We start from the raw sequence: 7,165 nt of genomic DNA, 5'->3' as shown, positions 1-7,165 counted from the left end.
GGACAGGGCCAACGAGGTCCTCAACAAGATCAGCTGATATCTTTTCATCAAAAAAAGGGGCGCCCGGGAGGGCGCCTTTTTTTTGCTTATCCGCCCCACACGAACCACACGAAGACAGATGCGACCAGGACCGCGGCGAGCGTGAACGGCAGCCCGATCTTGGCGAACTCGCGGAATTTCACCGCGTGCCCCTCCTTCCTGAGCAGGCCGCAGGCGACTATGTTCGCGGAGGCGCCGATCGGGGTGATGTTGCCGCCCAGGCTCGCGCCGATGAGCAGGCCGAAGAGGAAGAGCTCGGGCGCGACGCCCAGCCTCTGCGACATGGATATCGCCACCGGCAGCATGGCTGCGAGGAACGGGACGTTGTCGATGAACGCGGAGAGCGCTACGGCCATGGTTATCAGGAGGACGTAGCCGAAGAGGATGTTGCCGCCGATGAGGAGCGAGAGGCCCTCCGCTATCGCCTCTATCCACCCTGTGGCCGATATCGCGCCGACCAGCACGAACACGCCCATGAGGAAGAAGGTGGTGTCCCAGTCGAGCGACCTGATGCCGTCGAGCATGGAGCTTCTGTTCGCCAGCCTGTCCCAGAGGATCGATGCGATTCCGAACGCCATGCAGATGATGCCCGCCATGTAGCTGAAGCCCGGGTCGAGGAGGGATGAGAGCGCCAGTGTGACGATCAGAGCGACGAGAATGATGGTGGGGACCCAGGATTTCACCCTCTCCACCGGGACTATCGGCGTCCTGCTGCGCAGGCCCCGGAAGACGAAGTGGAGCACGAACAGGGACGCGATCGCGCCGAGCTCCACTGCGAAGAATATGCTGGGCCTGCCCTTGTAGAAGAAGAAGTCGTCGAAGGTCATCTTCGCGTACCCGCCGAGCAGCATGCTGGGCGGGTCGCCGATCAGCGTGGCCGCGCCCTGGAGGTTCGAGGAGATGGCGATCGCGATCAACATGTTGACCGGGTTGATCCTGAGCTTGCGCGCGAGCGCCAGGGCGATCGGCGCCACGATGAGCACCGTGGCCACGTTCTCCACGAAGGCCGAGATGAAGCCGGTGAGGGCGCAGATGAAGAGCACGGCCCACGCCGTGCTCTTTGCCCTCATCACGATGTGCTCGGCCAGATAGGACGGGACTCGGCTCTCCATGAACACGTCTGCGATGATGAGCGTGCCCACGAATATCCCCATCACGTTCCAGTTGATCGACGAGAGGGCCTGCGCCGGGCCCATCGCCCCCAGGGGGATGAGTGCGACGGCGCCGGCGACCGCTACGATGCTCCTCCTGTTGGGCAGGGCCACGAACAGCAGGTAGCAGACGATGAATACGGCCAGCGCTGCGAACCTCGGTTCCATGGGGGCTAATTTCCGACGAGCGGGGCCCCGGGTCAAGGGCAAACGGACAGGTGAAGGGACCGCTCGGCCGTCATGAACCCCTTTGCCGGGCTTGCAGCGATCGCCCTGCGGGTATATCAATTTTTCCCTGTGCAATCCTCGCTGATCATAGACAACGGCGCCGCCAGGAGGGTGAGGGAGGGGGAGCTCTGGCTCCCCGAGGCGGCGGTCGTGGGGCGAAGGCAGCGCATTCCCGGGATCGCGCGGCTGCTCGACCGGCGCCGCAGGTTCGTCGCCTCCGCATTCGTCTCCCCGGGTTCGCGGCACTATCTGCGCGTCATTTCGGCCGAGGACGCGGCCATCGACGGGGCGTTCTGGAGGACGCGCTTCGAGAGGGCGCTGGCCAGGCGATCGAGGCTCTTCGATTTCACCGACGCCTATCGCGTGGTGTTCGGGGAGAGCGACGGGATACCATCGGTGATCGTGGACCGCTACGCGGACGTGGTCTCGTTCCAGATCGGCTGCGCAGGGGCGGAGTCGATCCGCACGGATATCCTGGAGATCGTCGATTGGCTGCTCTCGCCGCGGGCGATCGTGGAGAGGGGCGACTCAGAGGTGCGTCGCTCCGAGGGGCTCCCGGCCGAGGACAGGATCGTGAAGGGATCGGACGCCTGCGCTGTGGTGAAAGAGGGCAGCGAGAGCTTCGAGGTCGATGCGCTGTCGGGCCAGAAGACCGGCGCCTATCTCGATTACCGCTCCATCAGGAGCGCGGCGCGGGAGATGGCGAGGGGCGACTGCCTCGACGCCTTCTGCTATCAGGGCTGGTTCTCCTGCCGGATCGCCGAAAGGGCACGGAGGGTGGTTGCGGTGGACAGTTCTAGGCCCGCGCTGGACGCAGCGGCCAGGAATGCGAAATCGAACGCGCACGCGAACATCGAGTTCGCCTGCCAGGACGCCTTCGACTTCGTCAGGGGATGCAGACAAAGCTTCGATTTCATACACCTGGACCCGCCGGCCATGGCCAAGCGCAGGCAGGATCTGCCTGCGGCGATCCGCAGATACGAGAGGGCGGCGCTGGACTCGATCGCGATCCTCCGTCCGGGCGGCGTCATCATGATCAGCGCCTGCTCGCAGAGGATCACCGAGCGGATGCTCGAAGGGGTCGCGCGGTCCGCTGCCAAGGCATCGGGCAGGGGGTGCACCATCCTCTGGCGAGGCATTCAGGACATAGATCACCCGGTCCTTCGCAGCCATCCCGAATCGTTGTATCTCAAAGCGATGGCGGTGCGGATTGCCTAATTTATTGTGATTATTAAAGAATATGCTTAAATCCCCTTTTTCAAAATATTGAAGAAAATTGTGGATAACCCTGAGCCTCCCGTGCTAACCGTCGCATAATGCGGGAGGTGGCCATGTCCGGCAATTTCGTGAACAATGCCAGCAGCCTTGCAACGGCCCTTTACAGCTTCTGCACCCAGCCGACGGTCGGCCTCTACCCTGTGGGTTTCAAGGGGGGCAGGGTCCTGTTCGGTCCCAATGTGAATGCCCTGGCGGTGCGCGCTCCGCTCGTCGCGGCCGACGGATCGCCGAGGAGCGTATTCTTCGCCGAGGAACCGCACACCCTCAGGGGGATGATCGACGACACATCGCTCATCTCAAGGGAGAGGTCGAACAGGGGCCTCTTCAGGGAGATCCACAGGATCGAGGGGCTCCTCAACAACAGCCCCGCAGACATATTCAAGGCTGCAGGGCAAAAGGCCCTCGGCCTCGAACAGTTCAGGCCGGGATTCTCCGAGAGGATTGCGCGTTACTCGGAGACGTGCCTCAGGGACATCATACGCGGAAAGAGGCCGCAATCCTCCTCGGGAGCGGAAGACGCCGCGGAGCTTGCGGTCGACATCGAGTCCGCGGCCGCTCTGCGAGAGGGATCACTTTTCGATTCCGGGGAGATCCTCCTCATGGCGGGTGCGCTCTTCGCGTCTCTCGGTGACCTGTACAGGCAGGGGGCCATCAAAGCCTTCTCCGGCGCCTTTGAGAACTTCATTGCAGGGGGGAGGGACAACGCGGCGCTGATCGCTGCCGACCTCGCTGTCCAGAGCGCCGGCGGATTCCAGCCCGATGTCGGAGAGATGTCTCTGGGCGCGATGATGGCGAGGGCCGCAAGGAATGCGGCTCAGGGGTATGCCAACACGGATCCTATCGGCACGATGATAGCGCGCCACAGGGGGATTTCGGCCGCAATCGCGACCGGATCCTGGAGCGATGCCGGAGTCCTCTTCAGGCTCGACGCCGACGCCTCCACCGGCCTCGACAGGGCGCACGGGCTGGTGAGATCGGCCTGGGCATTCGCCCGCTGGGAGATGGCGGAGAAAGCCGGCGAGCGCTGGCCGCAGATCAACTGGCTGCTCAATACAGCGGGGACCATGATGGAGGGCCTCTCCGACGGGGTAGATGTCATCCGCGGTCTCGGCAAAACCGTGGGCGAGTTGGCAAAGGATTGAGAGGGCCGCCTATTCGGAAAGCCAGATGAAGCGCCTCATGATCTCGATCACCGCGTCTCCGTCCACGTCCAGCTTGAAGTACGACTCTGGCTTGTACGTCTCCTTCAGGCGGACGATCAGATCGCTCGCCATGTCGTTTATCCCGGTGACATCGTCGTCCACGACGATCTGCTGGTCCTTGATCCACGCCAGGATCTTCATCACGTCGGTGTTCTGCACGCCCTGCGTCACCCTCTGTCCCCAGTCGGGGCTGACGTCCTTGCGGATGATCGTATCGTAGAGGCGGTTGAAGCGCTTCTGCGCGCGTTCTGTTTCGACATCGAGCCACGGTGCCTCTGCATCTCCATCATCGGCTCCGTCCTGCTCCGCCTGCCAGCGCCTGAACTGATCCAGCAGGTGCGACTGCAGGGATTCGGGCGCCTCCTGCGCGAACGCCTCGGCCCTCGCCGGTTCGTCCACGATCCAGCTTATGAATTGCTCAATCGTCGCCGTGTTGAATCCGGCCTCGGACATGATGAGGCTGGACTGGTATATCGCGGCCTGCGCCTCCTCACGCGTCGGAGGGGGCCGATCTGCAGGGTGGGCCTGTTTTTCCACAACGACTGCGGCCGCCTGGGGAAAAGCCGCGGCCTCGGGGGCGGCGGTCCCGTTGGCGGTCGGCTGGGAGCCGGGCGTCAAGAGGACGCCTCTTCTGGTCAGAGCATCCGCGTAGTGAAATATCCTGAGCCTCTCCGCGCCGAAGAACTCATGGATTGCATTGACCACGTCGCGCGGCATGGCTGTCTGCGAAGTGAGGTGGAGCTCGAGCGCCGAGGCGTGGCCCGAATCCATGAGCTGCCTGTATCTTATCATCTGGTTCGCCACCTTCACCACGTAGCCGGCGTCGAACTTGCCGGACGCGATCTCGCTGCGCGTCCGGAACACGGTAGCGCCTTCACTGCCGGTGTTTCTGAGCATCTGCGCAAGGTAGTTGCCGATCGCCCCGGCCAGGTTCACCGCCTTGAACTCCACCAGGGTGCGGCCCTCCATTGCGTCGATCTCCGATTCCGTGTTCAGATGTTCCGCCCTGAATCCGGTCCCGTCAAACCTCCAGCCGAGAAAGGAGACCCGCGGCATCGAGGCCGATAGGCGGTCGAACTTCCGGCCCTCCATCATCAGGCCCGCTGACCTCACCACCTCGTAGAAAGATCCCCTGCGCTCGCGGGCCGGCACCTCCGCCGCGATCAGGCGCGAGATCGCGTTCAGGGCCATTCTTTGCGCGCCCTCGGTCCCGTCCTGGCCGAGCAGGAATGCGGCCGCCTCCATGAAGGCGTTCAGCCTCTCGGTGACCGCCTCGGTATTCATGTTCTCGAAGATGGTCGAGAGGCTGTCGAATATGGAGGAGAAGAGCCCTCTCGACATTGCGTCCGCGTCGTCCTTCGAGCGCTCCAGAAGGGAGGGGGCGCCCCTTCGTCCTGTCCATGGGGTGAGCCATGCCGCGTGCGCCTCGCCCGATGCGATGAGCCCGGCGAGCTCCGCGAGCCTTGCGGACTCGGAGCTCACGGAGCCGGCGGATACTGCCATCGCTTCGGCGCGCTGCCTCATCTGCGTCACGACCGGGCTGGCGGCGCCGAAGATCGGCCCCAGGGAATCGGCGAGGCCGGTCAGCATCTCTGCCGCGCCCGCCAGAACCGCGGCAGCGCGATCTGCGCTCTGCTGGAGCTGCGCTGAGATCTCCTCCGCGTCGGACAGCTGCTCGAGCGCACCGTCCAGCCTTGACCTCTGCTCGGCGAGCAGGGCCTCGAGTCCGGCCCTCTCACGAGCCAGGTCCTCCCTCTGGGTGCGCTCCATTTCGAGCTGCTGCTGCAGGGCCCTCGCGCCCTCTTCAAATTCACCCGCCCTGGATCTCTCCCCGTCCAGCTGGCGTTCGAGCCATGCCACGTGCTCGGTCACCGCATCTGCCGCGCCATGGAGGGTGTTCACCGCGCGCCTGAGGTCATGAACCTGTGCAGATCTCGCCGCCTGCGCCGGCGCGCCGGAGGGGCGCTGGGCCGCAGGGGCCTGCCCACCGTTGCCGATCCCGCCGGGGGGCGCACCCGCGGGGGCCATGAAGAAGTTGGAGGCGTGAAGCGGCAATATCCTGGTCATGTCCAATCTCCGTAGACGGGCTCAAAATACCCGGCCGATGTTCGGGGTCTTTATCGGCAAACCCCTGCGCATGTTGCGTGAAATTTTCATCATTTAACACTTTGATATTCAAGATGATTTTACGAGGGGTGCCGGGGGCGCCGGCGTCGACTCAATAGATCTGCCGTTCCGGGGCCTCTGTCGGCTCTCTTCTGCACCCCCTCTTCGCGATCACGTAGTGGATGATCCAGAGGGCGAGCAGGATCGGCGGCGCTATCACGTCCACGTAGAGGGGCGCTCCCGCGTTTCCGGGCGCGTAGTTCTGAGCGAGCGACATCTGCTGGATGTGGCCGTAGGCTGCCCCGATGAGGAATACCGAATAGCCGATTATGGTCGCGAGCCTGAACGTGGAGCGAAGCCACACGCAGAGCACGCCCAGCAGGCCGAATGCGAGGTTGGCCGCCGCCACCTCGAACTGGAACGGGGAGCCGGCCGGCCAACCGATGAAAGACGCAGCCTCCGCCGGGATGAATGCGTGGCCGTAGAAGGCGGCCAGCCCTGCGAAGCCTATGTTGAAGAGGATGGCGTAGGTGAGGATCACCGCCCAGACGAACTCGGCGCTCCGCCCCCTCTTCGTGACGGCCAGGTGTATGAGGACGAACAGGACCGTGGCCCCGGGATAGATTATGAACATGTTCTGGTGCATGGTCTCCCCCTTCGGATCTCAATGCTCGGTGATTTCGCAGGCGGCCGAGCGCCCGGTCTCGCCGCTCTTTCTGAACGCGTACTGTACCAGTATCGGCCCCGCGAGCTCGTGTATCACCGTGGCGCCGATGATCACGTTGATCACGATGTCGGCGAAGCGGTCGAAGGCCGGGTTCTGCTTGAGCAGAAGAGCGAGGCCTATGATGATCCCTCCTGCGGGTATGAGGCCGAGCGCCGTGTAGCGCTTCACCGGCGCCGACGCCCCGCCTATCCCGGCGCCGATCCAGGTGCCCGCGAACTTTCCGGCGGTCCTCCAGAAGGCGTAGAGGGCGACGAGGATCGCGCTCGTGGCGAGCACCCCGAAGTCGAGGTACATGCCCGAGAGCGTGAAGAAGAGGACGAAGATCATCTCCTCGGCATAGCGCTCCAGTATCTCGAATACCCGTTCGCGTTCCGGGTTGAAGTTGGTGACCATGATGCCCATGGCCATGGTGGCGAGCAGCTCGTCGAGGTCGG

At 63.9% G+C, this 7,165-nt stretch carries 6 protein-coding genes; 2 read left to right on the top strand and 4 right to left on the bottom strand.

Going from position 1 to position 7,165, the window contains the following annotated elements; all coding sequences use genetic code 11:
- Positions 1-86 precede the first annotated feature (86 nt).
- Positions 87-1,358, bottom strand: coding sequence for a hypothetical protein (locus tag JXA24_06030; protein MBN1283311.1), 1,272 nt, complete (start codon positions 1,356-1,358; stop codon positions 87-89).
- 129 nt (positions 1,359-1,487) lie between these two features.
- Here JXA24_06030 and JXA24_06025 point away from each other — a divergent pair, with 129 nt between their 5' ends.
- Both JXA24_06025 and JXA24_06020 read left to right on the top strand, forming a co-directional pair.
- Positions 1,488-2,636, top strand: a complete 1,149-nt coding sequence (locus JXA24_06025; GenBank protein MBN1283310.1) for a class I SAM-dependent rRNA methyltransferase — start codon at positions 1,488-1,490, stop codon at positions 2,634-2,636.
- 113 nt (positions 2,637-2,749) lie between these two features.
- Positions 2,750-3,838 (top strand): hypothetical protein, encoded by a 1,089-nt coding sequence (locus JXA24_06020; GenBank protein ID MBN1283309.1) that lies wholly within the window; start codon positions 2,750-2,752, stop codon positions 3,836-3,838.
- Between the two features lie 9 nt (positions 3,839-3,847).
- Here JXA24_06020 and JXA24_06015 read toward each other — a convergent pair whose 3' ends face one another.
- The 3 genes from JXA24_06015 to JXA24_06005 form a co-directional block, all read right to left on the bottom strand.
- The gene (locus JXA24_06015; protein ID MBN1283308.1) at positions 3,848-5,965 is read right to left on the bottom strand and encodes a hypothetical protein; all 2,118 of its coding nucleotides are present in this window, start codon (positions 5,963-5,965) and stop codon (positions 3,848-3,850) included.
- Positions 5,966-6,116: 151 nt separating this feature from the next.
- Positions 6,117-6,650, bottom strand: a complete 534-nt coding sequence (locus tag JXA24_06010) for a hypothetical protein (protein MBN1283307.1) — start codon at positions 6,648-6,650, stop codon at positions 6,117-6,119.
- 18 nt (positions 6,651-6,668) lie between these two features.
- Positions 6,669-7,165: sodium:proton exchanger (locus JXA24_06005; GenBank protein MBN1283306.1), on the bottom strand; the 497-nt coding region annotated here is incomplete at its 5' end.

This window comes from Pseudomonadota bacterium, from assembly GCA_016927275.1.
In the GTDB taxonomy this organism is placed as follows: Bacteria; UBA10199; UBA10199; order 2-02-FULL-44-16; family JAAZCA01; genus JAFGMW01.
Note: the sequence above shows the minus strand (reverse complement) of the source record. Positions and strands in the feature narration are given on the sequence as shown.